Here is a 21,712-nt window from a genome sequence, read left to right on the forward strand (position 1 = left end):
GGGGCTGGATGCGGATAGGGGGGTAAAACTTGTCATTACCCGACCCAACGTAAGAAGTCGATGATGACCCGCCCCCAGGTTTCCGGGTCGTGACGGCCGCCGGGGACTTCGACGTAGGTGAAGTCTTCTCCTTCCCGTTTGCCTTTGGCGGCCAGCAGGCCCATGAGTTGGAGGGTATCGTCGATGGCGTCGATGATGCCGTTGTGGTTGCGGTCATCCTTTTCGTCGTCGGTGCCAGCCATGAACCAGTAGCGAACGGGCGGCGCTTTTTTAGCTTTGCGGACGTAGTCGTGGACGATGCGGTTGGCATCCGGGTCGGCGGGGTCGAAAGCACTGTGCCGCCACCAGAGGGCTCCGCTGAAGACGGCGGCGACGCCAAACTCCTTGGGGTTGCGCCACGCAAGGTCGAAAGCACTGAGTCCGCCCAGACTAAAACCAGCAATGGCCCGGCGGAAGGGGTCGTGGTAGATGTTGAAGCGGCCTTCCAGCCAGGGGATGAGCTCGTCGAGCAGGAAACGTTCGTAGGCTGGCGCCCGGTCTCCGCGTCCTTGGTAATCCTTCTGGTCTACCGTGCCGTACTCCCGCAGACGATCTCCGGCGTGAACGCCAACGACGATGAGCGGAACCAAGGCCCCATCGGTGTACTGTTCGCGGAGTTGGCCGGTCAGTTGCATCTTGGGCAAATCCTGGCCATCGTTGAAAACGGCCAGCGAAAGGAGGCGCCAGGGTGGCACCGTCGGCCGGTAAACATCAATCATTACCTCCCGCTCCAGGGCCTTGGATGGCAGCAGATAGGAGCGTTTGATGAGTTGGCGGCGGCGCGAGAGAAGACTGCCCAGCAGCTGGCGGAGGTAGGGGATGGGTAACATGGCCCGGTAAAGATAGGGGCTGGGGGGAGTTTAGTAGTTCATAGTTCAGTAGTTCATAGTTTAGTAGTTCATAGTTTAGTAGTTCGGTAGTTCAGTAGTTCAGTAGTTCGGTAGTTCATAGTTCATTGAACTATCCCCGTTAGTTCCAGATTCACGTGCTTTGCTTACCTTCCCCACTGAAAGGATGAATTAACTAACGTATCCGTAAAACAGACCACGCTGAATATGAAAGAAACGTACACCGAATTCTACAGCCACCACCTGGGGCACAATGTGAAAATCCTCACCTTCGGCACCCACGGATACCCGCTGGTCATCTTTCCTACCACCCTGGGCAGTTATTTTGAAGCCAAAGACCGGGGCATGATCGAGAGCATCCGGTGGTTTGTGGAGCGCGGCTTCGTGCAGGTTTTTTGTCCTGATAGCATCAACAATGCGAGCTGGTACGCCAAGATTCACCCCAAGCACCGCCTCGAACGCCACATTCAGTACGATCGCTTTCTGGCCGAAGAGTTCGTTCCCCAAATCCGGCACAATACGGGCACGGGCCGCATCGCCACCTGCGGCATCAGCTTCGGGGGGTTCAGCGCCAGCAACTTTGCCTTCCGTCATCCCGATATGGTCAGTCACCTTTTCTGTTTGAGCGGTGCCTTCGACATCAAGTCTTTCCTCCACGGGTACTACGACAACAACGCCTACTTTAACAACCCCGTCGATTTCATGCCCGATGCCAACCACCCCGACCTGTGGAACATGAAAATCGTTCTGGGCACCAGCAACTGGGACATTTGCCTGGACGGAAACCTGAAGTTCAGCGCCATCCTGCGCCGTAAAAACATTCCCCACTGGCTGGACGTCAGGGGGGACATCGAGCACGACTGGCCGCTTTGGCTGGAGATGCTGCCGCACTACGTCAGTTTGATGTAGACAAAAGCCGGAGGATTACTGATTTTGCAGAAGCCATAGGCCCGACATTGCTTCTCTGTCCTTGCCCCGGCACCTGCGTCCGCGCCCAAGAAAATCAATAAAACTCGACCTGCACCATGTCGTCCATCTGGATGCCGAGGAGGGTGGCGGCGCGGCCCAGGTTGATGGCGATTTCGAGCAAACCATCGCTGTTGAAGCGGCAGAGGGGTTCGCCCTCGGGGACATCGTGGTAGCGGAAGCTCAGTCCGTCAATGGGGGCCATGCGCTTGATGAGGAGGTGGAAGCCGCGGCCCTGCCCGACCTCCTCGAAGCGATCACGGGAGATGTTGGTGGTGACGTTGTCGAAGCGGTCGACGAAAACCACGGTGCCGCGCACGTAATTGGGTCCGATGACGGGCTGGAAGGCCAACCTTTCGGTGATGCGGGTGGCGGGCAGACCAATTTCCAGGAAGGGCTTATCGCGCGCGATGTGGGCAACGGCGCGGGCGTAAATGGCCGAAAGGGCATCGGTTTTTTTGTAGCCATCGAGCACGTAAGTCTCGGCGGGCATGCGCCCGAAAACGAGGCTGAACAGACCATTGTCAGGGCCGATGAAGTAATGCCGCTCGTGGCGGACGGCGATGAAGCGACCGCGGGGCTGGTAAAAATCGTTGACGCTGAGCAGGTGGATCGTCCCCGCAGGATAGTGCCGCCAAACGCGGTTGAAAATGAAGGCGGCGCGCACAATGTCGTAAGGAGGCACCTCGTGGCTGATGTCTTCGATGCGCAGGGTGGGCGCGGCGGAAAGGAGGTAGCCTTTGAGGCGGGGCAGGTGAAAATCCTCGCGGCCGAAGTCGGTAGTCAGGGTAAGTAAAGATGGGGGGGGCGTAGCCACGGGCGGGAATTTATTGCGCGAAAGGGGCTGCGGCGGGGTAGGGACGCGGCGCCAAAAACCAAAACTACGACTCTCCCGGCATTGCGCTGTAATTGGGGTGAAAAAAGCGCTTTTTGGGCGCGGCCGCAGGTGCGGGGAAAAGGATTAAAAGCAAAGCGCGTACGGACACGCAACTTTCGCTATGAATGTGTAGTTTTGGGATTAAGCATCAGTCGTCAGTACCGGCGGCGATGAAAAAACCTTCGTTTGAGCGAAATCGTACTATCCATAAACGGCGTTGACCCCGTCGCTCTGCTGGGCGAGCACAACGCCAAACTCAAGCAGTTGCGGGACGCTTACCCCAACGCAGCAATCACCCAACGCGGCACCAGCGTAAGAATTTCGGGAGATAAACAGGAGGCCCAGCGCCTCAAACACCACCTGGAATTGATGATGCGCCTGCTGGAAGACAACCGGGAATTGAACAGCCAAACCATTGACGACATCATTGCGGGCGAGAACCCCTTCGTTACCAAACTCGGCACCGGAGATTCCAACAAGACCATATTATATGGTCTCAACGGCAAGCCTATCAAGGCCCGCACGGCCAACCAGGCCAAACTCGTTGAACTGGCGGCCACCAACGACATCGTCTTTGCGCTCGGCCCCGCCGGTACGGGCAAGACCTACACCGCCGTAGCCCTGGCCGTGCGTGCGCTGAAAAATAAGGCCGTTAAAAAGATCATCCTCACGCGGCCTGCCGTGGAGGCCGGCGAAAGTCTTGGCTTCCTGCCCGGCGATTTGCAGGACAAGATCGACCCCTACCTGCGCCCGCTTTACGACGCCCTGGACGACATGATCCCGGCCGACCGCCAGGCCAAGTTTCGGGAGGAACGAATCATCGAGATTGCCCCCCTGGCTTACATGCGGGGCCGGACGCTGGACAACTGCTTCGTCATCATGGACGAGGCACAGAACACGACCACCAGCCAGATCAAAATGTTTTTGACCCGCCTGGGCCCTTCGGCCAAGTGCATCGTGACGGGAGACCTGAGCCAGGTGGACCTGCCCCACAACCAGGTCTCGGGACTGCGGCGGGCCATTAAGCTGCTTTCGCCCATCAAAGGCATCGGCACGATCCACCTGACGGCCGATGACGTCGTCCGCCACCGCCTCGTAAAATCCATCATCAAGGCCTACGAAGCGGCCGATGAAGCAGAAGGAAGGGGCCGTTTTGCCGAGCATCGGGAGAGTACTTTCGAGCGTTTGGGACCTCCGGGACGCAGTTTAAGCCAGGAAATGGAAGAATAAACAGGTAAAAAAGACCCCGATTTCGGGGTTTTCATGCTAACTAATTGGGCTAGGGCCGGCGACGTAAGTCGCTGGCCCTCTGTCGTTTATGGTAAATTTTTATTTGAAAATAAGCATTTTTCATGCTTAGGATGGCGTGTAAAGTGATCCGTTGTGAGCGGTGGGGGCCCCTGAACTTTGCAGTATCGAAATTGACAAGCGACTCAACAGCGCCTCATGAAAAGAAACCGACGCCAGGTTACTAGCCTGACAATCAATTACTTACCCATCATTCATTGCTCTGTGGCCACCTAGGAGTAGGTGGTGGCGGAGCAGCCCACCGCCAAAATTTATTCAAGTCATGGTTGACGATCTCATGCTCTAAGCAGCCCTTTTCTCCCCTCTTCTCCTTCATCGGTAGCCACCAACCGGGTGGCTGCCATCACCCTCCAAAAATTGATCATTAATGCAAGCAATTATTGACCTCTTAAGCCCGGAATTAATTGACGCCATTGTAGCCACCTACGGCAGTGTGGCCGACTGGTACGCCAGCATCGGCAGCCCCCAATCCATCGTGGTCGATGACCTGATGCTCTGAGCCTGAGCCAGGCCAGCGGACAGTGGTTCTCCACCAGTCCGGCCCGAACCCCTTCGCCTGCCAGGTTCGGCATTCGAAAAACACCCATTTGGCAGCAGTCTAACCCAGTAAAAATTCATTCGCCATGGTCGATGACCTCATGCTTTAAACGCTAAAGCAGCCCCCCGTACCCTCCTCACAAGGAGCACCTCTTCACCGCTTTCTCACTACAAATTCAAACTACTATGCAAATTCTTATCGACGCACTTTCCCCCGATCTCATTGACGCCATCGTAGCGGCCTACGGCAGTGTGGCCGACTGGTACGCCACCCTCGGCGGTACGCAATGCATCGTGGTCGACGACCTGATGCTCTGAGCCCAAGGCTTCCTTCCTCATCTCCTTGAAAATTCAAACTACTATGCAAGTTCTCATCGACGCACTTTCCCCCGATCTCATTGACGCCATCGTAGCCGCCTACGGCAGTGTGGCCGACTGGTACGCCACCCTCGGCGGTACGCAATGCATCGTGGTCGACGACCTGATGCTCTGAGCCCAAGGCTTCCTTCCTCCTTCCTCATCTCCTTGAAAATTCAAACTACTATGCAAGTTCTCATCGACGCACTTTCCCCCGATCTCATTGACGCCATCGTAGCGGCCTACGGCAGTGTGGCCGACTGGTACGCCACCCTCGGCGGTGCGCAATCCATCGTGGTCGACGACCTGATGCTCTGAGCCCAAGGCTTCCTTCCTCCTTCCTCATCTCCTTGAAAAATTCAAACTCCTATGCAAGCTCTTATTGACGCACTTTCCCCCGATCTCATTGACGCCATCGTAGCGGCCTACGGCAGTGTGGCCGACTGGTACGCCACCCTCGGCGGTGCGCAATCAATCGTGGTCGACGACCTGATGCTCTGAGCAACGGCCGCAGTGACAGAACAAGCGGTCTCACTTTTAAGAAAAAAGATACAGTTGTATCAAATATTTGGGTTATTATGCAACGCCTATTGCTTCCTTTTGCCCGATTTTGAAATGCCACCCCGGCTGCCAATGGCAGTGTGGCAAGACGGTTTAGCCGGGCTTCGCCGCCCACAATCCGTCAGCTTTGACGCCTGAATACCCCAAGCCAAAGGCTCCTTCCTGTCCTTACCGTCATCTCTCATCACAAATTACACCTAGCATGCAGGATCTTTTCGACGCGTTCTCTGCCATTGTCATTGACCCCATGGCTGCGGTCTGGGGCAGGTGGGAAGACTGGACCGACAATAGCAGTCTCCCGCTGCACATTGTGGTTGATGACCTGCTGCTGTGCAACTTCCCCTAAGGGTTAGTTTTGCTGGTGCACTCCCGGGCCGGTGAGTTGGTTCAGAATGATCTCCCACAGGTGTTCGTAGGGCACGATTTCGGCGTCCTTGTTGCTGGCGTATTCTTTGGCATTCTGCATCCGTTCCAGGGTTTTTCTACCTTTCTGGTCGGCCAGTTGCCGGAAGAAGCTGCTCTGCGATGCGATGGATAGCAATTTGAAAAAGCAGTTATTCCGGAGGTTTTCGTCCTCGCGCAGGTAGCGCTTACAGTAGTTTGCCAACGCTTCTATGCGCTCGGTCACCTCATCGTACTCTTTCTGGACCAGCAGGAAGAGAATGTGGGTGATGAGCACCTGGGTGTTCATTCCCTTCTTGTTTTTTGAGTATGCAGGGACGTTATTGACGAACTTCCGCATCTTAAACTTGGGCAACTCGGGCCAATCTTCCTGTGGTGTTATCTTTCCCGCCAAGAACAGGACATTAACGTAGGCTTCCAGGATTTGCCAGTACTCGATGTGGCGTTCCAAAATCAGACTTTTCAACTTTGGCCGGTTGAGCTGGGCCAGTTCGAGGTAGGCCAGGTCGTAGTTGCCGGTGCGCAAGCCCAGCTGGATGGCGTATTCCGTAAGCTTGAGTTCGTTGATCGAGTTTTTGGAAATGGTCTTGCGAGCGAGTTCAATTTGCTCCAGCCCCCGCTGGTAGTCTCCCAGCTTTATCGTGCATTCCACCCGCGAGAGGGCCAGCATGCTCAAGGTAGAGTGGCTCGCCCCCTTACAGCGTTCGAGGGCCGCCGTACCGCGCAAGGATGCTTCGATGGCCTTTTCGTAAAGGCCTTGTTGCATGAAAGAGGTGATCTCCAGAATGGCGAAGATGCCCTGCAAGAGAGAGATGTTGGGGTACTTCGCCGGCAGGTGCGCACACTCGGCCACGAATTTGGCGGCCATGATGCCGATATCCATCGGCGAAGACCGTTGAGAGTAAATGCTGTTCCGGACCTGGCGGTAGCGGTTGTTCAGCAGGTCCAGGTCGTAAGCGGCTTCGCTGTAGTACGCGGCGAGCTGAAGATAGCGTTGAAATAGGTCTTCGCTGTAAGCGGTGCCCAGGTGCAGGCCCGCCAGCATCTCGGTCAGGCCGTGGTTGAGGTGAATGATCTCGTAGTCCTTTACGTACTGAAGCGTGAGCAACAACACTTTCCGGGCCGCATTGTGGGCACCCTTACCCGCCAGCATTCTTCCCGCTGCCAACTGTTGGTAGCCAAAATGGTAGGCCTGGTCGTAGGTCAGGTAGCTGGGCTCCTTGGGCTGCTCCATCAGAAAACACTGGACCAGAATGTGGCGCAGGCGGGTCTTCAAAGTCTTATATTTGCCCAAAGTAGGCAGGCGGCCCTTCCCGTAGAGCACCTGTACGATCTCTTCCTCCGTTTTCTGTTCTTCCAGAATCAGGTCGTAGAGCTTGCGAATCTTCGAATCCTCCGCCGCAACGGTGCTGTTCCCCTCCAAAAGACGGATCACACTGCGGGGTTGACAAGCTTTTACGAGTTCAATTAGTGATTTCATAGGGCAAAAGTACGGCTTTTTTTGTTCAAATCTTGAAGGGATAAAAAGCTGATAATCAGATGATTGATGAAAAATGTGGCAAAAAACGCCCTCATTTTCATGCTTACAAACCCAGGGAAACTGAACCAGGATTTCCCAAATTCCCCCCCTATCTTTGTCTTATCAAAGGGAGATGCGACGGCATCATGCTGCCCTTAAGGACAATCTCCGCCGGTCCCCTATACGACGCCGGCTTTTACAAACAGTGTTGTTCATAGTGTTATGTTTTGCGCCATGACCGATGAGGATAGGAAGGATTTTTTAATCAGGTCTCCGGTCATGGCGCTTTTTTTTCTTCGGGCAATTGCCTGCTTTCAGCACCCACTACGCGCCTTCTGCTGCCAAACGAAAAAGGCCCACGCCAGGGTGGGCCAATCTCAGGACGCGGGACTGCTGCCCCGCTTGTCTATAGTTAAACCTTACCAGTCTTTGCACCGCGCAGTACATTGCTGCAGATCAGATGCTGCCTGAACCAAGGGCGACTTCCCCTTCCTGCCGTTTTTACACCGCCATCGGGCGTTCGCCGATCAGGGCCTTCAGTTTCTTGCGGGCGAGGAAAATTCTGCTTTTGACCGTCCCGATGGGAATGTTCAGATACCCGGAAATTTCGCTGTACTCGTAACCGCGGTAAAACATCAGAAAAGGAACACTGTAGATTTCGTTGATCTGCCGCAGTTTGCTCTGCAGCTCTTCCATGTTCATCTTGGCCTCGCCGCCGTTGGTGATGGAACCGCGGTTTTCGGCGGCGTAGAGCATGTCCTCCACGGGCTCGTTAACGTGGCGGCGGTTTTTCATTTTCCGGTAGCGGTTGATGTAGGTGTTGCGCATGATGGTGGAGGTCCAACTCTTAAAGTTGGTTCCCGTGGCAAACTTATCCCGGTGCTTGTAAGCGCGCAGTTTGGTCTCCTGCATCAGGTCCTGGGCGTCTTCGTAGTTGCGGGTCAGGCGGAGTGCAAAAGAAAACAGCAGGTTTTCCAGGCGGTCCATTTCACTTAAGAATTGCTGATTGGTCATGGTCATCTTGGCTGGTCGTTTATTTTTTTTTGAGCACGCCGTTGTTTGGCTGCTTAGGTTATTTCAAGGATCGTGCCAAAGATGTAATCAATTCGTTTTCAGTTATTTATGCTTTCGGTTGGGGCCAGGTTCTTTCCTGATATGTCGTACCCGTACGAAATACAATACTTTTGCACGGGTCCGGCAGCGTGGCAGATCGGGTGGGCCAGAAAAAAGTAACGGGTGGTGTAAACATGCCCCACCACAATGCTTTCTATTGCGGAAAGCAGCGGGCAGGTAGCCAGTGGCGGTAGGGCTCCGCCTCCGCAGTACGTTCACCATTCGGGCGCGGCCGCAGGTGCAGGGAGACGGCTTAGGAGGAGCAATGAAAGACCCTGCAAGCGCGTAAATAACCTTTAAAGAGATGCCATCTACACGAAACCGAGGTATGTTAGAGACAATTGATGATCAAAACATCGGGCCGCTCCTGGCCAGCGAAGGGCTCACCGTCCTACTGATGTCTTCCCCCTGGGACGGTAACGGAATCATCCTGCGGTCCATCATCGTGGGCCTGACGGAGCGATTCCCTGGCGTGCACTTCCGCGAAGCTGCGTACGAAACTTCACCCCGCCTGGCCCGCCTGTTCAACCTTACCAGCCCTCCGGGGCTTCTCCTCATAGTGGATGGTGAGTTGGTGGAACGCCTCACCAAGCCGGTCAGCGCCGGAAAAATTGTCGAACTCATCCAAAACTTGATCTGAGGGCCGTCGCCACAAAATAAACCGCTTTTCCGCTCCCCGGGTACGCGCAACTAATGCAGGATCAGCCTTCCGCCACTCGGGTCCACCGCAAGCAAATACTAAGTCTCTTCCAATAAGCCCCGCCCTTCCTTCTTATCAATAGTCTCCCCCGAATAAGTAACCCATGAAAGACGAAGCATTCAAAGTTTTCATCCTGGAGGATATGCCCGAAGACATGGCGCTCAACAAGCGGCAAGTAAGAAAGTACAATCCTTCCGTCCTTTTTGCTTCAGCCACCAACCGGGTGGAATTTGAAGCAAAACTGGTGGATTTTCAGCCAGATCTGGTCCTCTCGGATTATAACCTGCCCGATATGAACGGACTGGAGGCCCTGCTCTACGTGCGTGAACACCTCGATGCAACGCCGTTCATTTTCATCACCGGCATCTTGAACGACGAAGAGAAGGTGGCCGATACCATTTTAAACGGTGCTTCCGGTTACCTGCTGAAAGAAAACATTAAGAACCTCCCGGAACTGCTGGCCGCCGTTATGGAAAAGCACCAGGGCGTTCTGGCCCAGAAGGAAAAGGAGTGGGAGCGCCGCCGCAACAACCAGCTGCTGCTCCAAAAGGGCATCGCCGCCCTGCGCAACGGAGAATTGAACGATCTGGAGACGCTCATCCGCGATCTTCAGGAGGTCTCGGATAACTTGCCGTAACCCACGCCGGCAGCGGCAATGAGAAACTGATCGACCCGCCGCAGAAAAACTTTTCCTTTTTGTCCTCCAAATACCTACGCAGCGAACAAACTAAAGGAGTCGCGCGCTTATATTAGCACAGTCTGACAGCAAAGGGCTCTTAACAACCATCTATTTATTTTAACTCAAAAACCTAACAACAATGGATAACCGGAATGATTCAGGAAAAGGCTGGGCACTCGGCTTCGGCCTTCTGGCTGGCATCGCCATCGGCTACTACCTCAACTCAAACGAAGGCCGTGCGGCCCGCCGCCGTGCCCAGGTACAATTCGATGAGTACGGCAACCAGGTAAAGGAATATGGCCAGGAACTCTCTTCACGCGCTACCGAACTGGCAAAAGAGGCGAAAGAAAAAGGCCGCGATGTTTACCAGCAAGCAGTTGGCAAAATCGAGCAAGGCAAGGAGTGGGCTGCCGAGACGGCCAATTCCGTAAAAAGCACGGTGACGGACAAAGCACAGGCTTTCCGCTCTTCTGCGGCTGAAGCCGCTGACGAAGCAGAATCCAGCTTCCAGCGTGGCGTCAACAAGGCCAAAAACAGCCTGGATACCAAACTCAACAGCGCGAAATAGGCCAGTAGCCCATTAGCACAACGTCCGGGCCAAGCCAGACTTGGCCCAAGCGTGAAGCGGCCGCCGGAGCACCACCATGCACCCGCGGCTGCTTCCGCGTTTCAGGCGGCGAGGACTCCGCCGGCACACTACCAAACTGAGATCGTCAACCCAAGCTATGCAAACCAAAAATCAATTACTGGAACAACTCGGGGAATCGTACGGATACTTTAGCGTATTGGTAGACCGCAAAATCGAAGCCTATAAATTAACCGTCGCCGAGCGTTCGGCGCTGACGGCAGCCGGGATCGTGGCAGCACTCGTCCTCACCTTGCTGGGGTTCGCCGCCGTCCTCTTTGGACTTATCGCCCTGGCCTTTTACCTGGCGGGGGATATGGACAGTGCCGCGCGGGGGTTCGGCTGGGTGAGCCTACTCTTAGTAGGCACTTTCCTGTTGGTGCTGGCCCTGCGGAGGTTCCTGATCGTCAACCCCATTATTGCTAAAGTCATCGACATTTTCTTTGCTGAAGACAAAGACCCTGACCATGAATGATACCCGCCAAGTTTCCACCCTTCGCCAGCTGCGCGAAAGGAAGGCCGAATTAAAAGCCGCCACGCGCCTGTCCCAGGCCGAGTTGGTGGATAGCCTCGGTACCACGCAGCGCCAAACGGGAGACTATCTCCTGAAACGGATCATTCTGCCAGCAGGAGCCGTGGTAGTGACGGCCTACGTGGCTAAAAAACTTCTTTTCCGCAACAAACACACCTACAGTAGCGAAGCAAAAGCGGCCAGCCCCCTGGCCATCCAGCGTACAGTCTATCCCGAAGACTACCCCGCTGCTGCCGCCCCGGACCCGCACCGCTTGGCCCCTGCGGAGCATAAAATACTGCGAAGCAAAACTCCCGCCGAAGAACCGTCAAATGACGGCTTCAATTTCAGGCCCATCCTGTCCTTCGCCGGCAGCATGGCCATTCCCGCCATCAAGGCCATCTACCAGCAACTGAACAAAAAGGACGACGCCTAAGTCGATCCCGTCCACGCCGCAGCCCCTTCCCAATCTCCGGGAAGCCCTACCTTCACGGCATGGCAGCGAAGGTATTGATCGTCCGGTTTTCTTCCATTGGAGACATTGTGCTTACCACTCCCGTGATCCGTTGCATCCGGGAGCAAACGGGGGCGGAGGTACACTTTCTGACGAAGGCTTCCTTTGCCGGGGTGCTGGCGGCCAATCCTTACCTCGCCCGGGTGTGGACCATCCAGCAAGACCTGGCCGAGGTGCTGCCCGCCCTCCGGGCCGAGGCTTTTGATCACATCATCGACTTGCACGGCAACCTGCGGACCCTGCTTCTCAAGGCCCGGCTCTTTTTATCCCCCGCTTTGCACCTGCGGCCGCGCCCGGGTCTGCATACTTTCAATAAACTCAATGGCCCCAAATTCCTGCTCACCCGGTTCGGGGTTGACCGGATGCCAGGCGTCCACATCGTGGATCGCTACCTGGCTGCGGCGGCTCCTCTGGGGGTGAAAAACGACGGGCGGGGCCTCGACTTTCACCTCTTGCCCGCCGATGCAGTCGATCTGGCTGCCGAAGGTTTACCCCCTCAATATCTGGCTTTCGTCATCGGTGCCGCCCACGCAACGAAGTGCCTGACGGAAGAACAAATGGCCGCCTTCTGCCAGCAGTTCAACCACCCCGTTATTCTGTTGGGCGGCCCCGCTGAACGCGCTGCGGGCGAAAGAATTGCCGCTGGCATGGGCCACGTCACCAACGCCTGCGGTCGCTTTTCCCTGCGGGGTTCGGCCGACCTGATCCGCCAGGCCCAGGTGGTAGTAACCCACGATACCGGACTGATGCACATCGCCGCAGCTTTCCGCAGGCCCATCGTCAGTGTGTGGGGCAATACTGTCCCGGCATTGGGTATGTACCCCTACCTGCCGGGCGAGGAAGCTACCGAAAAAGCGAGGCGGCAGGAGGTGTTGGGTCTCTCCTGCCGCCCCTGCTCAAAAATCGGGTATCAGCAATGCCCTAAGGGCCATTTCCGGTGTATCCGGGATCAAGATCCTACGGCCATTGTCCGCCTGGCCGAGGCCATTTTAGCCACTAACGGACGACGGTAAAGCGCTGACTGTCGCCGCCCGTGCCGTCGTCGTACCGGAAAACGTAGGTCCCGGGAGGCAGGCTGGCTACGGAGAACTCCAAGCGGTCCGTGCCCGTTTCACCGCTTAAGACCGTGCGGCCGGTGAGGTCGATGACCTGGTAGCTGCGGACTTCTTTGCCCGCCGGCAGCAGCACCTGGACGCGGCTGCTGGCCGGATTGGGCAACAATTGCAAGCTTTCTTGGGCGTCGGGTTCCGCCAGGTTTTCGGGCAGGCTGGCCGTACGGCACGGTGGACCTTCGGAAATTTGTACGTCCCGGAAGTAACTGTTGCCGTCGCGCGTGCCTACGTCGTGGTCGGCGGTAAAGAAAAGATAGACAGCTTCGCCGATGTAGAATTGGCCGACGGGGATTTCGTAGTACTTCCACTGTCCGTTGCCCGGATAGTTGTCGTAATTGCCAATGCCCCAATTCTGGGTGCCGTACAGGCGGAAGGTGAGGTTCGAGGAAATTACGTCGTTGTCGTCAAAGCCGATGCCGTTGACTTCGGCTTCCTTCGTAGAGCGGAACCAGAAGGAGAGGACGGTGCTGGGGGTGATGGTATAGGAGAGGTTTACCCTTTTCCAGGCATTGCGCTGGATGAACAAGGTGCGTCCCTGATCGAGGATGCTCTGGGTGCCGGCGTCCTGATTGGTGCCGTAGGAGGTAACGGGCTGTTGGATAAAGTCGATCTCCAGGCAGTCTTCGCCTGCGGGCGGCAGGTCCGGCAGGCAGAAGTCAACAATCTGCAGGGTATCGAAATCACTGCCGCGGCCCAGGATCGTCCCGGAAGAATCGATGAGTTCAAAACGTCCGTTGCCGTAATCGCAGCAGATGCCGTCGAAGTCGCTGTCCTTAATTTCAAAAAGGTAGCAGCCGTTGGGGACGCAGACGGTGTCCCGGACGACGCGGCCCTTCTGCTTCTTGGGGTAGGGGCCACCGCTGGCAACTACCTGCCCCGCTTCGCTGCGGATCCTCCAGGTCGTTTCCATACCGAAATCGTCGAGGGTAAGGTTTACGAAAACGGTCTGGGCCGGGCAGGTTTTGATGTAAGGCGGGTCTTCTTCCTCTTCGTCATCGTCGCCACCCGTTCCACCGCCGGGGGGTGGGGGTGGGGGCGGGGTGTTGCAGGTGGCTTGGACGCAGCCCTGGGCGGCGGCGACGCGGTTAGCGATCACGGCCGAGGGCTGGGGGCCGAAGCCGTTGAGGAAATTGATGCCGGCCGGGCTGAGGTGGCAGTAAGACATGATCGTTCCTCCGTTGGCGGGGTAGGAGGGGGTACCACAGGTGCCTTCGGTAAAGCCAGGGCAACCGTCGATGGCCGTCCCATTGCCGTTCCACGCACAGGCGTGGGTGTGCTGGCTGCCCATCAGGTGGCCGAGTTCGTGGGCAATGACCATCGTTGACCAGCTGTAGACGGGCACGGCCGCAAAATTGGAACGGATGCTGGAAAAACTGAGCTTTGCCGCGTTGAGCGGATGACAAAGTCCGTTGAGCACCGCAATACCGCCGCTGGCCTGGTAGCTGAGCAACTGTGCCAAATCTCCGTTGAAGGAGGTGCGAATGGACTGAAACTGCGTAAGCATCGCGCTGCTGGTAGAACCGGCGTAGGGGCTGATGCGGTCCCAGACCAGCATTTCGCTGATGCGTAAGTTGACGCCGATCTGGCCGTAGAGGATGCTGACCTCATTGAAGTTGGCAGCAACGTGCTGGGCAGTAGCCATTACGCTGCCCTTATCGAAGAAAATATCGTAATCAACTTCAAAGAAGATGTCGACGCAGCCGCCAGCGGATTTTTCTGCCCCCGGGGGCGCGAGTTCTTTGCCGGTGTAGGGCAGGCCGGTATCGGCGGTGGCGCAGTCGAGTTCCTGGCGTTGGAGCAATTGCCGGTCGGGGAACAGGACGTAGGTGGCCACGGGGGCTGATTTTTGCTGCCCCTGCACTTTGCCGAGGGCCAGCCTTTCGCCGCCGGGCAGGTTGAGGGTTGCCCGCAGCTCATCGTCGAGCAGGCTCAGGCTCACCTGGCTGCCGGGCTGGCCAAGCACTTCGCCGCGGTAGTGGGCACCGAGGTTAGCCCGGGGAATTTCGACACCGGTGGAAGCGCTGCGTAAGCGGAAATCGTGGCGCAGAAAGTCGTTGCGTTCCAGGCGAAGGGTCAGGCCAGCGGGATACAACTGGCTGCCGGGTAAGTCCAGCGTCCAGGACTGCGGGGCGGCGTCGCGGAAGCTGGCGTAGGTCTCCGCATCGGCGGTGAAAAGGGCAAAATCATTCAATTCCGCCAGCAATTCCGCCGGAGCAGACTTATTGGTCAGCGCCCGAAACAGTTCCCCGGGCGGCAGTGCGGTGTGTGCAGACCGGATCTGCGCAGTAAGTGATAATGTGCTCATTACCACGGTGGCAACGAGAAATAAGTTCCTTAAATGCATAATTATAAGGCGTGTTATGTTGGGCAACCAAATAAAGCTGCCTGGTGAAAAATACAGCCGCTTACCCTTTGCAGAAAGGTGTGCAAACCCAGCCCTCCCGCAGGAAGGAACCAGCGCCGGGCAAGCGGCTCGAATTAGCAAAAAGGGGTGGCGCAGGCGACTAGTGGCCCGACTTACAACTAAGGGGAAGAATTAGTAATGCCAATACGTTCAGCGGGGATGTGTCAAAAGGCCAAATCAACAATAGGAGAGAACAACAAGGCCGGATTTCATTTTCCGTCTAATAAAACGGTCGTCTTTTGGTGGCGTAAAAGTAGGACCAGCAAATGTTAAAACCCGCCCGGCACGGAAAGCGTCTAGGGAGTGGTGGGCCACTTTTCGTAAGCGGTAGCTAAAGTCCCCCGCTGGTGGAGCAGCCTGCGGGTCGTCCGAGCGGTTTGGCTACCGCGCAGTTCTCCGACGCAGGGGGGCAAGGGAAGGATTCAGGGGGGGTATAAACGACACCGCCGCCGTCGAATCTTCTCGACGGCGGCGGCTCAAGCAATAAACTCCCGAAGGAATTGTATTTAGTTTCGGTCAATGCGCAACTCCTGCAGGAGGATGCCATTGCCTTTTTTGGCGCCGTAGACGTAGACGCGGAAGGCTCCCTTGTTCGTGGTCAGCGTGCCAATGCAGTATTCGGCGTCTTCCGATTTCGAAGCGCCCTGGTGCACTTTCCCGAAACTTACGGAGGTAAAATCTTTGAAAAAGGCGGTCAGCGCGGCCTTGGCTTGCTCGCGGGTGTAGACGTTTTCCTGGTCGAGCAGGCTCAGTTCTACTTCGGCGTCCATGGCTGCCGCAATCTGATCCACGTTGCTTGCGCCGATGGCCCGGCAGATATCGTCTAACGCAACGGGAGCCTGGGCGGGTGCCGTGGTATAAAGACCAAAAAAGCTCAGAAAAACGAAGAGGAGCGATTTCATGGGAATCATTTTTAGTAGCGAAAAAACCGCCAGCGGAGCTGCGGGAGCTGGTTGGCGCGGTGAGCATGGCCGCTGGGGGCCAACTTTTCGCGAAAACCACTGTGTATCAGACGCATCCGGCCGTAAATGTCACACCGAAATCCCCTTTAAAACGCCCCCATGACCATGTGGATTGCTAAGATAAGGTTAAAGTTGATTGTCGGCTGGCTTTCGTAAAACCCCTTAAAGTGCGTTCGTGCCTTTGTTTTAATTGGGCGCTGAACGCGGGTGCAGTGCTGGGGATAAAAGAGCGAGGACTGTACCTTGTGCCCCGAAACCAAGCTACTCGCCATGACGCCCGCAAAATCCTTACTGGTAATTCTTGACGGCTGGGGGCTGGGCCAGCGGCCGGCTGCCGACGCCATCGCCCAGGCCAATACCCCTGTGTTTGACCGCATCTACCAGGACTGCCCCCACAGCACCCTGGTTACCTACGGCGAGGAGGTGGGCCTCCCCGAGGGGCAGATGGGCAATTCCGAGGTGGGGCACCTCAACATCGGGGCGGGCCGCGTCGTATACCAAAGTTTTGCCCGCATCAACAAAGCCATCCGCGAGGGAGAATTTGCTACGCTGCCCGCCCTGCAAAATGCGCTCGCCTACGCCCGCAACGCAGATAAGGCCGTTCACCTCATCGGCCTCGTCAGCGACGGCGGCGTACACTCCCACATCAATCACCTGCTGCGGCTGACGGACATCGCCACCGCCGCCGGCAACGAACGGGTCTACATCCACGCCTTCACCGACGGCCGCGACGTGGCGCCCACCTCCGCCCTCGGCTACCTCGATACCGTCTTGCAACACATCGCCCACCAACCAACGAAGCTGGCCTCCGTCGTCGGGCGCTTTTACGCCATGGACCGCGATACCCGCTGGGAACGCGTCGCCGAAGCCTATAATGCCATGGCTCACGGCATCGGTCAGGCCACTACCGATGTGATGACCACCATCCAGCAGCGCTACGAGGCCGGAGAAACGGATGAATTCATCAAACCCATCATCGTCACCGGCCCTGACGCCACCCCGGTGGCACGCATCTCCGAAGGCGACGTCGTCATCTGCTTCAACTTCCGCACCGACCGCCCCCGACAAATTACCCGCGCCCTCTGCCAGGAGGATTTTCCGGAGTTCGGCATGTACTGCATTCCCAACCTCCGCTACCTGTGCCTGACCCAGTACGACGAGCGGTTCACCAACGTGGAGGTCCTCTTCGCCCCCACTGACCTGAGCCTGACCATGGGCGAAGTCGTAAGCCGCGCGGGCAAAACCCAGGTCCGCATCGCCGAAACGGAAAAATATGCCCACGTTACCTTTTTCTTCAGCGGGGGCCAGGAGGAACCCTTTCCCGGCGAACGGCGTATCCTCATCGATTCTCCCCGGGAGGTGGAAACCTACGACGAGAAGCCCGAAATGAGTGCCTACGGGATTACCGAGGCCATTGTCCAGGACATCGCCGCCAATGGGCCCGACTTCATCTGCCTCAACTTTGCCAACACCGATATGGTAGGACACACGGGGGTCTGGACCGCCGCCGTCCGGGCCGCTGAAGTGGTTGACGAATGCCTGGGGCGCGTGCTCGCCGCCGCCCAGGCCCACGGCTACCATACGCTGGTGATTGCCGACCATGGCAACTCCGACATCATGTGGAATGAGGACGGCAGTGTTCACACGGCGCACACCACCAACCCCGTCCCCGTCGTTTACGTGGGGCCAGCTGCCGACGTTCGCCTGCTCGCCGGCGGGAAACTGGGCGACGTAGCACCTACCCTTCTGGCATTGATGGGGATCCCCCAGCCAGCGGCCATGACGGGCCAAAGCTTATTGGTGAGCGAAAACCCGGCTTAGCCGTCCTTACGGTAGCGGGTCCGGCGGGCCGTTCAAAGACGGGAAGACCCGCCTCATCCAGTCCTGCCCTTGAGGCAACGGCAGCCTGACGCCGGAGTTGGTACGGATAGAAAGGGAAAGAGGTTAGGGCTCAGTCCCGCAGTCGGCCGCAAGTGCCGGAACATTTCCGTACATTTCCACGCTAAAGTACCGATCGTGCCCTTGAGAATAGTACAAATCACTGACCTCCACCTCCTCCCCGACGGAGAGGAACTGATGCGGCTTGACGTCAATGGCCGCCTGCTGCGCGTACTTCGCCACGCCCGGGAGTACAATCCGGATGCTTATTTCCTCACGGGCGATTTTTGCGCCACCTTGCCCCGGCAAGAGATTTACCACGCCATGCGCCAGATGCTGGATGGCCTCGGTAAACCTTACTACATCACTCCCGGCAATCACGATGACCGGGCCATGCTGCGCAATGCTTTCTACCTGGAGGGCCACGGCCAGGAACCGATCCGCGGTCTGGTCCGTGTTCAGGACAAAAACTTCCTTTTTCTGGATACCTCCCGTGGCTTCATTGATGGAGAACAGGTGGAATGGCTGGAGATGGCGCTCCGGCAATTCCCGGCGGCGGAGATCGTAATGCACCACCCCCCCATTCCCATGGGCGTAAGGTTTATGGACCACGCCTACCCCTTGCGGGAGACGGACCAGTTGCTACGCGTATTAACTTACGATGGGCACCCTCGCCGGGTTTTCTGTGGGCACTACCATTCCGGTCGGACGGTCGCCTACCGCAATCTGCACGTCCACCTCTGCCCCCCCACCAGCTTTTTCATCGACCCCGTAGCTCCGGAATTTCAGCAAATCGATCTTCCCCCCGCCTACCTGCAGCTCGAATGGAACGACCACGGTGCCTTTCAGGCCGCACCCATTTATTTGCCCTAAGCCCGATTTAACCCGTTGGAGCGTCAGCAAAAAGTTTAACCCCGGGTTTGTTATTCGAAGCGGTATACCGTCTCCGTGGCGTAAGTTTCTCCGACGCGGAGCAGTGGGGTCTGGAAAGCGGCTTGGTTCGGTGAATCGGGGAAGTGCTGGGTTTCCAGGCAGATCGCTCCGTAGGTAGGCAGGGCTTCGCCGCCGCGCTGCCGGAACTGCCCCGGTGCAAAGTTGGCCGTAAATAGTTGCACCCCGGGTTCGGTGGTGAAACAGCGCAGGCTACGGCCGGTGGCGGGGTCGGTTAGCAGGGCAAACTCCCGCAAGCTGCCGTCGTAGCCCCGCACTGCGAAGGTGTGGTCGTATCCGTTGGCCAGTTGCACCTGGGGGTGGTCTGCCTTGATGTCTTTTCCCACGGCTTTCGGGCTGCGGAAGTCGAAAGGGCTGCCCGCCACATCGGCCAGGCTGCCGGTGGGGATGAGGCGGTCATTGACGGGCACGTAGTGGTCGGCGGCCAGTTGTAAAACCTGCTCCAGTACGGTGGGAGCGCTACCGATGTTGAAGTAGCTGTGGTTGGTCAGGTTGACGATGGTGTCTTCAGTAGTGGTGGCCCGGTAGGCAATGCGCAGCTCGTTTTCGTCGGTCCAGGCGTAGGTGCAGCGTACGCTAAGCGTACCGGGGAAGCCTTGGTCGCCAGCCGGGCTGACCAAATCACATTCGAGGACCGCTGCCGCGTTGGTCGTGCGGGCGTTGGCGCTCCAGATGCACTTATCAAAGCCCCGGGGACCGCCGTGGAGTTGGTTGCCTTTATCGTTGGTGGCCAGCGTATAGGTCTTGCCCCCCAGTTGGAATTGCCCGTTGGCGATGCGGTTGCCGTAGCGCCCCACCAGCGCACCGTAGTAAGGCTGTTCCCCGAGGTAATCCGCCAGCGCGTCAAAACCGATGACCATTTCGGCACCACCGATCTGGATTGACGTAACGGTTGCGCCATAATCAGAAATGGCTACCTGGTTGCCGCGGCGGTTGGTGAGGGTGTACAAATTGGCGGGGCCAGCGGGCGTGGTTCCCCAGTGCCGGTGGTGGACGGTGGGCATGCGGGTGGTATTGGAGAGGTGCCAGGATCAAACCCCGGCGAGTACTTAAATTTCGGTGGCGTGAGCGAAGCCTCCCTGGGCGGCAATGTTAGCCAATTTCCCCCGGGTGGCGGTGGTGAGGGCTTCGGTAAGGGTGCTCAGGTAGGCTTCGTCCAAAGGCAGCATGGCCGCATCTGCGGGCCGCAGCTTTTGCAGGATGCTCAGAGCAATTTGCCGGCCTTCCGGGCTGGGCGGGCGGTCCATCCCCTCGGCCGGCGCCAAAAAGACCAGGTCGGCTCCCCCGTGAATGGCGGCCAGGGCCTGAAAGGTGAGGTTGCGCTGGTTCGCTTCCCGGTCGCCCGTCATCGTGTCCATGTCCGAGTGGGCGGATACCAGGGTGGTTCCGGCGCTTTCAATCCCCATTCCGGCAAGGGCTTCGGCCCAGAGGGTGCGGAAGGCCCGTAGTTTGGCGATGTCTCCGTAAAGCGAAGTACCCACCGTGAAGGCAAATTTCAAATGCCGGACGGCCAGAGCTGCCGGGTAGCGCCGCGCCTCCAGTTGGCGCAAATACTCTGTGCCTTTGGCAATGGCCAGCGCCAGCTCTGCGTCCGCCTGCCCGATGCCATTATTGAAGCCAGCAGCGTTGACCTGCAGGACCCGGAAACCGGGCATCCAGCGGGCGACGAAATACAGCAAGCGGATGAGGGGCGGAAAAGGGGGCTCCGACCAATCCAGCAGGGGGTCAAAATCCACCGAACCTTCGATGGCGGCCAGGTCGTACTGTTCCTTGCGGAGGTAGTGGACCAGGTCACGAAACAACTCCGCCGGGTCTTGGCCGGGGTAGCGGAGGGAACAGTGGAGACTGACGCCGTTGGCGGGAATATCCTGAAGGATGGTATCCAGATCCGCCAGCCGGGGTTGACGGTAAAGGCGGAAAAGCAGGGCTTCGGCACCTCCGGCCAGTTCTTCCTTCGCGTAGGCATTGATGGCTTCGTTGGAGCCAGAATCCACGTAAGCGCCCGCCTGCCAGCGGCGTTGGTCAGCGGCGGCCGGCTCCGCTACGGGTTCGGGCAGACCCCGGAATGCGGCGAAGGCTTGGCGGTCGCGGGCTTCGATGGTCAGGCCGTCGGTACGGTCATTGACCCGGGATAACCAATCTTCGTGGCCGGCGGAGGGGTAGGACAGGGGCTGGTCCGTACTGGGCATGGGCTTGAAGTCTGTGGGCAGAAGGCCCGGTGGAGAATGCAGGCGGAAGTTACACCGTCTCGGCGAAAGTGGGGGCATTCGTACCCCCCGGCGCAAAAAATAAGCTGCCGGCCGGGAGTAAGCCAGGGCCCAGGCAACTACTTCAGGCGCTCGTCGTTCCGGCGCAAGTGAACTTTCGTCGTTCCGTCCATCAGGATAAGCGAGCCGTCGTCTTGAAGGCTACAAGCCACCGTGCCGTTGAGCAGGCCCAGCACCACGCGCTCCTGATCGGCGGCGTCCTCGCAGTACATTTTGGTGGCCATCACGCCGGGCACTTCCATGCGGCCGTCTTTGGCGCTCCAGTCGCCGCCAAAGGCATTGCAACCCGTATTGCCGCCAATCTGGTTTTCGCGGATGGCCACAAAACCCCGGTCATTGGCGGCGGGCACTACGCGGCCTTCAGATTCGCAGCGGACGATGTCCCAGCCCGAAGGGATTGGAATGTTTTGCATAGCTGTAGTGGGGGTTTGGTCACCCCGTTCGTAGGTGGCGGGTTTGGGGTGGCAGGCCACGCCGAAAAGAAGAACAGCAAAGGCCAGGAGAAGCGTGCGCATAGCGGATAATGAGTTGATTTTGGGGCGAAGCCAGGTGCAAGGTACGCCATTGGGAGCAAGGCGAGAG

Annotated in this window: 25 protein-coding genes; 16 read left to right on the forward strand and 9 right to left on the reverse strand. The window is 57.7% G+C overall.

Annotated features, from left to right (window positions below; all coding sequences use genetic code 11):
- Positions 1 to 35 precede the first annotated feature (35 nt).
- On the reverse strand, positions 36 to 869 hold the full coding sequence (locus H9S92_RS09580) for an alpha/beta hydrolase (protein ID WP_187466490.1): 834 nt from the start codon (positions 867 to 869) through the stop codon (positions 36 to 38).
- Positions 870 to 1,094: 225 nt separating this feature from the next.
- On the opposite strand from H9S92_RS09580, the gene H9S92_RS09585 reads away from it, so the two are divergent.
- Complete coding sequence (locus H9S92_RS09585) at positions 1,095 to 1,796, forward strand: alpha/beta hydrolase-fold protein (RefSeq protein WP_187466491.1); 702 nt, start codon at positions 1,095 to 1,097, stop codon at positions 1,794 to 1,796.
- A 94-nt stretch (positions 1,797 to 1,890) separates the two neighbouring features.
- Here H9S92_RS09585 and H9S92_RS09590 read toward each other — a convergent pair whose 3' ends face one another.
- Entirely contained in the window at positions 1,891 to 2,670 is a 780-nt protein-coding gene (locus H9S92_RS09590; protein WP_187466492.1) for an SAM hydrolase/SAM-dependent halogenase family protein, read from the reverse strand.
- Between the two features lie 246 nt (positions 2,671 to 2,916).
- On the opposite strand from H9S92_RS09590, the gene H9S92_RS09595 reads away from it, so the two are divergent.
- The 7 genes from H9S92_RS09595 (at position 2,917) to H9S92_RS09600 (ending at position 5,839) form a co-directional block, all read left to right on the forward strand.
- The gene (locus H9S92_RS09595) at positions 2,917 to 3,960 is read left to right on the forward strand and encodes a PhoH family protein (RefSeq protein ID WP_187466493.1); all 1,044 of its coding nucleotides are present in this window, start codon (positions 2,917 to 2,919) and stop codon (positions 3,958 to 3,960) included.
- A gap of 445 nt (positions 3,961 to 4,405) precedes the next feature.
- Positions 4,406 to 4,537 carry a hypothetical protein gene (locus H9S92_RS22495; protein WP_264757918.1) on the forward strand — a complete coding sequence of 44 codons (132 nt, stop codon included), beginning with the start codon at positions 4,406 to 4,408 and terminating at the stop codon, positions 4,535 to 4,537.
- Between the two features lie 224 nt (positions 4,538 to 4,761).
- Positions 4,762 to 4,893, forward strand: coding sequence for a hypothetical protein (locus tag H9S92_RS22500; RefSeq protein ID WP_264757919.1), 132 nt, complete (start codon positions 4,762 to 4,764; stop codon positions 4,891 to 4,893).
- A gap of 43 nt (positions 4,894 to 4,936) precedes the next feature.
- Positions 4,937 to 5,068 (forward strand): hypothetical protein, encoded by a 132-nt coding sequence (locus H9S92_RS22505; protein WP_264757920.1) that lies wholly within the window; start codon positions 4,937 to 4,939, stop codon positions 5,066 to 5,068.
- A 50-nt stretch (positions 5,069 to 5,118) separates the two neighbouring features.
- A complete protein-coding gene (locus H9S92_RS22510; protein ID WP_264757921.1) occupies positions 5,119 to 5,250 on the forward strand; it encodes a hypothetical protein in 132 nt (43 codons plus the stop codon).
- Between the two features lie 51 nt (positions 5,251 to 5,301).
- A complete protein-coding gene (locus H9S92_RS22515; protein WP_264757922.1) occupies positions 5,302 to 5,433 on the forward strand; it encodes a hypothetical protein in 132 nt (43 codons plus the stop codon).
- Positions 5,434 to 5,695: 262 nt separating this feature from the next.
- Positions 5,696 to 5,839 (forward strand): hypothetical protein, encoded by a 144-nt coding sequence (locus H9S92_RS09600; RefSeq protein WP_187466494.1) that lies wholly within the window; start codon positions 5,696 to 5,698, stop codon positions 5,837 to 5,839.
- A gap of 3 nt (positions 5,840 to 5,842) precedes the next feature.
- Here H9S92_RS09600 and H9S92_RS09605 read toward each other — a convergent pair whose 3' ends face one another.
- A complete protein-coding gene (locus H9S92_RS09605; protein ID WP_187466495.1) occupies positions 5,843 to 7,330 on the reverse strand; it encodes a hypothetical protein in 1,488 nt (495 codons plus the stop codon).
- A 585-nt stretch (positions 7,331 to 7,915) separates the two neighbouring features.
- The gene (locus H9S92_RS09610) at positions 7,916 to 8,434 is read right to left on the reverse strand and encodes an RNA polymerase sigma factor (RefSeq protein ID WP_320055160.1); all 519 of its coding nucleotides are present in this window, start codon (positions 8,432 to 8,434) and stop codon (positions 7,916 to 7,918) included.
- A 421-nt stretch (positions 8,435 to 8,855) separates the two neighbouring features.
- Here H9S92_RS09610 and H9S92_RS09615 point away from each other — a divergent pair, with 421 nt between their 5' ends.
- The 6 genes from H9S92_RS09615 to H9S92_RS09640 all read left to right on the forward strand — a co-directional run bounded on the left by H9S92_RS09615 (position 8,856) and on the right by H9S92_RS09640 (position 12,569).
- Positions 8,856 to 9,167 (forward strand): thioredoxin family protein, encoded by a 312-nt coding sequence (locus tag H9S92_RS09615; protein ID WP_187466496.1) that lies wholly within the window; start codon positions 8,856 to 8,858, stop codon positions 9,165 to 9,167.
- A 163-nt stretch (positions 9,168 to 9,330) separates the two neighbouring features.
- Positions 9,331 to 9,864 (forward strand): response regulator, encoded by a 534-nt coding sequence (locus H9S92_RS09620; protein ID WP_187466497.1) that lies wholly within the window; start codon positions 9,331 to 9,333, stop codon positions 9,862 to 9,864.
- A 181-nt stretch (positions 9,865 to 10,045) separates the two neighbouring features.
- Positions 10,046 to 10,474 (forward strand): YtxH domain-containing protein, encoded by a 429-nt coding sequence (locus H9S92_RS09625; RefSeq protein WP_187466498.1) that lies wholly within the window; start codon positions 10,046 to 10,048, stop codon positions 10,472 to 10,474.
- 157 nt (positions 10,475 to 10,631) lie between these two features.
- Positions 10,632 to 11,006, forward strand: coding sequence for a hypothetical protein (locus H9S92_RS09630; protein WP_187466499.1), 375 nt, complete (start codon positions 10,632 to 10,634; stop codon positions 11,004 to 11,006).
- Positions 10,999 to 11,478, forward strand: coding sequence for a hypothetical protein (locus tag H9S92_RS09635; RefSeq protein ID WP_187466500.1), 480 nt, complete (start codon positions 10,999 to 11,001; stop codon positions 11,476 to 11,478). The genes H9S92_RS09630 and H9S92_RS09635 overlap by 8 nt, the downstream gene beginning before the upstream one ends.
- Before the next feature lie 59 nt (positions 11,479 to 11,537).
- Complete coding sequence (locus H9S92_RS09640) at positions 11,538 to 12,569, forward strand: glycosyltransferase family 9 protein (RefSeq protein ID WP_187466501.1); 1,032 nt, start codon at positions 11,538 to 11,540, stop codon at positions 12,567 to 12,569.
- Here H9S92_RS09640 and H9S92_RS09645 read toward each other — a convergent pair.
- Positions 12,553 to 14,973: a M12 family metallo-peptidase gene (locus H9S92_RS09645; RefSeq protein WP_187466502.1), complete on the reverse strand. Its 2,421-nt coding sequence runs from the start codon at positions 14,971 to 14,973 to the stop codon at positions 12,553 to 12,555. The two genes, H9S92_RS09640 and H9S92_RS09645, sit on opposite strands and share 17 nt — an antisense overlap.
- A gap of 605 nt (positions 14,974 to 15,578) precedes the next feature.
- Entirely contained in the window at positions 15,579 to 15,974 is a 396-nt protein-coding gene (locus H9S92_RS09650; protein WP_187466503.1) for a DUF4783 domain-containing protein, read from the reverse strand.
- Positions 15,975 to 16,304: 330 nt separating this feature from the next.
- On the opposite strand from H9S92_RS09650, the gene gpmI reads away from it, so the two are divergent.
- Positions 16,305 to 17,855 (forward strand): 2,3-bisphosphoglycerate-independent phosphoglycerate mutase, encoded by a 1,551-nt coding sequence (gene gpmI / locus H9S92_RS09655; RefSeq protein ID WP_187466504.1) that lies wholly within the window; start codon positions 16,305 to 16,307, stop codon positions 17,853 to 17,855.
- A 201-nt stretch (positions 17,856 to 18,056) separates the two neighbouring features.
- Positions 18,057 to 18,785, forward strand: coding sequence for a metallophosphoesterase (locus H9S92_RS09660; protein ID WP_222936045.1), 729 nt, complete (start codon positions 18,057 to 18,059; stop codon positions 18,783 to 18,785).
- Positions 18,786 to 18,835: 50 nt separating this feature from the next.
- Here H9S92_RS09660 and H9S92_RS09665 read toward each other — a convergent pair whose 3' ends face one another.
- From H9S92_RS09665 to H9S92_RS09675, 3 genes are all read right to left on the reverse strand, one after another.
- On the reverse strand, positions 18,836 to 19,867 hold the full coding sequence (locus H9S92_RS09665; RefSeq protein ID WP_187466506.1) for an aldose epimerase family protein: 1,032 nt from the start codon (positions 19,865 to 19,867) through the stop codon (positions 18,836 to 18,838).
- Between the two features lie 45 nt (positions 19,868 to 19,912).
- A complete protein-coding gene (locus H9S92_RS09670) occupies positions 19,913 to 21,052 on the reverse strand; it encodes a methylmalonyl-CoA mutase family protein (RefSeq protein ID WP_187466507.1) in 1,140 nt (379 codons plus the stop codon).
- Positions 21,053 to 21,189: 137 nt separating this feature from the next.
- Positions 21,190 to 21,645 (reverse strand): META domain-containing protein, encoded by a 456-nt coding sequence (locus H9S92_RS09675; protein ID WP_187466508.1) that lies wholly within the window; start codon positions 21,643 to 21,645, stop codon positions 21,190 to 21,192.
- Positions 21,646 to 21,712 lie beyond the last annotated feature (67 nt).

Origin of the sequence: Neolewinella lacunae, from assembly GCF_014349155.1 — a bacterium.
GTDB lineage: Bacteria > Bacteroidota > Bacteroidia > Chitinophagales > Saprospiraceae > Neolewinella > Neolewinella lacunae.